Raw genomic sequence first — 3,806 nt, 5'->3', positions numbered from 1 at the left:
TAAATTATTAGTCTTACTGATATTTAAGCATAAAGCGCTCAGAACCCTGAGAAGTAGAGATGGCTTAGATCTAAATCAATTTCAGAGTCTTTATTTAGCTTGGCAGCACTAAAATTTCTCTAAAGCGCTTTAAAAACGACAATGAAAAAAGCATTATCCTATTAATAGAAAAATAGATTCGAGGTAGCTATGTCAGAATTCAAAGCAATTGATAACAAAGTTTTAGATGCCAAGCTTGTAGGGCCCTTAGCGCTGTTGCTGGGAAAGTGGCAAGGTGAAACAGGGATGGACATTGCACCGGAGCCCGACGGTGTTGAAGAAAACGCCTTCTATGAAACCTTGGAATTCAAACTCGTGGGTGATGTGAGTAATGCTGAAGAGCAAGACTTGGGCATTGTTCAGTACGAACAAATAGTTCGTCGCAAGCGCGATGACAAGCTAATTCATCATCAGCTAGGCTACTGGACTTGGGATGCTGAGAGCCAAACCATTTGTAATGGCTTTACGATTCCTCGTCGTGTCTCTCTGCTCGCTGGCGGTACAGTTGAATACATCAATAATAAGATGATTATTTTTGTTGAAGCAGAAAATGGCAGCGATACCTGGGGCATTACTGAAGCGGCGTTTATGAGGGAAAAAGCAAATACCAAGTCCTTCAGTCAAACATTGGAAGTGGAGGGGGATCGCTTGCATTATCAGCAAACAACTGTGGTTGATATCTATGGTGAGAGTGGCTTCGAACATACCGATGAAAATACCCTAACCAAGATATCTTAATCTGATCACTTTCTACCGTATCAAGTATTACTCCATGCCCGCGAAACTCCTTAAGAAGGGAGTTTCAAATTGGCCTAAAACGCTTTAGACTTGCACAAAATTTTTCTGCCGAGGCTCCTTATGAATCCCCATTATCCTAACTTGCTAGCCCCTCTCGATCTTGGTTTTACGACTCTAAAGAACCGCGTCATTATGGGTTCTATGCACACGGGCTTGGAAGACCGTTTTTATCATATCGATAAGCTGGCGGCTTTCTTTGCTGAAAGAGCTCGGGGTGGGGTGGGCCTGATGATTACGGGCGGTTTCTCTCCAAACCGCCGTGGTGAGCTTTTGCCTTTGGGCTCTAGAATGGATAATAAACTAACGGCTTTATTGCATCGTCGCGTTACCTCTGCAGTACATAACGAAGGCGGCAAGATATGTATGCAGCTTTTGCACGCTGGTCGTTATGGCTATACGCCTTACAGTGTTTCAGCAACAAATAAAAAATCCCCGATCACGCCTTTTAAACCGAGTAAGCTAAGCTCGAAGCAAATTGAGTCAACCATCAATGACTATGCTAATGCGGCCAAGATGGCACAGTTTGCTAATTATGATGGTATTGAGATCATGGCATCAGAAGGTTATTTGATTAACCAATTCTTGGCTGAACGAGTCAATACACGAACTGATAAATGGGGCGGCTCTGCAGAAAACCGCATGCGCTTTGCTATCGAAACAGTACGTCGTGTACGTGAGGCGGTTGGCGAGAAATTTATTATCGTTTACCGAATGTCGTTGATGGACTTAGTTGACGGCGGTCAGAGTTGGGATGAAATTGAGGTCTTGGCTAAAGAGATTGAAGCAGCTGGTGCTACCATTATTAACACTGGTATTGGTTGGCACGAAGCGCGTATCCCGACAATTGTTACCTCTGTGCCGCGTGCTGCATTTAGTTTTGCGACAGAAAAGCTTCGTAAGACAGTTTCAATTCCTGTGTGTGCTAGTAACAGAATTAATACGCCTGAGATTGCAGAAGATATTATCGAAAAGGGTGAGGCAGATTTAGTCTCTATGGCACGCCCTTTACTGGCTGACCCTTTCTTCGTATCGAAAGCCGAGGCGGGCAAAGGCGATGAAATCAATACTTGTATTGCATGTAATCAGGCATGTTTGGATCACACTTTTCAGATGAAAAGGGCGTCGTGCTTGGTGAATCCTCGAGCTTGTCATGAAACTGAGTTGAAATATTTGCCGACTCAGGACAAGAAGCGAGTTGCGGTTATCGGTGCGGGGCCAGCAGGCATGTCTGCTTCAACGGTATTGGCTGAGCGGGGTCATCAGGTGAGTTTGTTTGATGCAAGCGACAAGATTGGCGGGCAGTTTAACATTGCCAAGCAAGTGCCGGGCAAAGATGACTTTAATGAGACCATGCGCTACTTCGGTAAGATGATTGAAAAGTATGGCGTTGACCTTCGTTTGAATACTTGGGTTGAAGCCGAAGACCTCATCAAAGAGGGGTTTGATGAGGTGATTGTCGCCACGGGTATTTCTCCTCGAACGCCTCCAATTCCTGGTGTTGAACATCAAAAGGTTATGAGTTATCTGGATGTTTTGCGTGATAAAAAGCCTGTTGGTGAGAAAGTAGCCATAATTGGTGCAGGCGGTATTGGTTTTGATGTTGGTGAGTTCCTAGTTCATAAGCACGGAGAAACGCCAGAGGCCGAAAAGCAGCAGTGGTATAAAGAGTGGGGGGTTGATACGCAGCTGAACAATCGTGCAGGCCTAATTGATCCTCAGGTCTCTGCCCCAGAGCGTGAGGTGTTCCTGCTACAAAGAAAAGAGAGTGCTCTAGGTAAGAATCTAGGCAAGACTTCTGGTTGGGTTCATCGAGCTGTGCTTAAGCAAAAGCATGTCACCATGATTCCTGGTTGTCAGTATGATCAGATTGATGACGAAGGCTTGCACATCACAGTGAACGGTAAGTCCCGCACTTTAGAGGTAGATAACGTGATTTTGTGTGCAGGACAGGACTCAAATCGTAAGTTGGCAGATGCTTTGTTGGAAGCGGGTGCTGAGGGTAAAGGGATGAAGGTTCATGTTATCGGTGGTGCAGACCTCGCAGCTGAGCTGGATGCAAAACGAGCCATTGACCAAGGTTCCCGTTTGGCCGCTGAAATTTAATCTCTATAGAGGCTTTTATAAACTAGGCTGCCTTAACCCAATTGATGAAGTCTGACTGATTCATCGGTTTTGCAAAAAGGTAGCCTTGAACTCCTTTTACATCCTTCTTACGCAGTACTTCAAGCTGTGTTGGTTGTTCAATTCCTTCGGCAATAACTTCAAAGTGGAAGTGTTTCGATAGTGCGATAACGGTATCTATCACTCCGTGTGTCGACGGTTCATCAGACAAGGTGCTGATAAAGCTTTTATCAATTTTGATTTCGTTCACAGGCAGGCTGTTTAGATAGGACAGTGAAGAGTAGCCCGTGCCAAAGTCGTCAATAGATATCTTGAAGCCTTTTTGCCTCAACTCATCAAGGATAGAAACGGTTTGTTCCAGGTCCTCTATTAACATCCCTTCCGTTATTTCCAACATAAAATATCCCGGGGAAAGCTCGTAGTGCTCCAGTGTGCGAATCAAGTTCATTGGTAGTGTGTTGGACTTAAGCTGGGAAGGGCAGATATTTACCGATATGCGAAAGTTATCTTTGAGTAAGTCTAAGCGCTTCAACTGACAAAGTGTTTCGCAAGCTTCGGTTAGCATTGCTTCCTGCATTTTATCCATAGCGCCCATGCGTTCGGCAACGGGGATAAAATCATTCGGGTAGATTAGGCCTCTTTCAGGGTGATGCCAGCGAATTAAAGCTTCTGCGGCAATTAGTTTTCCATTCAAATCTACTTGAGGTTGATAATGGGCGTGGAAGGCAAAGTGCTCCAGCGCATCATTGATTTCCCCTTCAACACGTAGGCGGTGATCAATGGACTCCTGAAGCACATCATTATGGAAGCATATTTTTTTGTGGGGAGTCTTTTTCGCTTCATACATA

The 3,806-nt window shown here is 44.8% G+C and carries 3 protein-coding genes; 2 read left to right on the top strand and 1 reads right to left on the bottom strand.

The window, feature by feature from the left end; translation table 11 throughout:
* The first annotated feature begins 189 nt into the window (after window positions 1-189).
* Window positions 190-777 (top strand): heme-binding beta-barrel domain-containing protein, encoded by a 588-nt coding sequence (locus tag A3757_RS09415; protein ID WP_068514756.1) that lies wholly within the window; start codon window positions 190-192, stop codon window positions 775-777.
* 120 nt (window positions 778-897) lie between these two features.
* A complete protein-coding gene (locus tag A3757_RS09410; protein ID WP_068514757.1) occupies window positions 898-2,940 on the top strand; it encodes an NADPH-dependent 2,4-dienoyl-CoA reductase in 2,043 nt (680 codons plus the stop codon).
* 22 nt (window positions 2,941-2,962) lie between these two features.
* Here the strand turns inward: A3757_RS09410 and A3757_RS09405 are convergent.
* Window positions 2,963-3,806, bottom strand: an 844-nt coding sequence (locus A3757_RS09405) for a bifunctional diguanylate cyclase/phosphodiesterase (protein WP_068739493.1), incomplete at its 5' end; no start/stop codon positions are given.

This window comes from Oleiphilus sp. HI0117 (assembly GCF_001635235.1).
The sequence above is the reverse complement of the archived record's forward strand: the minus strand, read 5'-3'. Positions and strand labels throughout refer to the sequence as shown.

Excerpts from the sequence above, each read along its gene's own strand:
- A3757_RS09415 (WP_068514756.1), top strand. The coding sequence starts at position 190 with ATGTCAGAATTCAAAGCAATTGATAACAAAGTTTTAGATGCCAAGCTT.
- A3757_RS09410 (WP_068514757.1), top strand. The coding sequence starts at position 898 with ATGAATCCCCATTATCCTAACTTGCTAGCCCCTCTCGATCTTGGTTTT.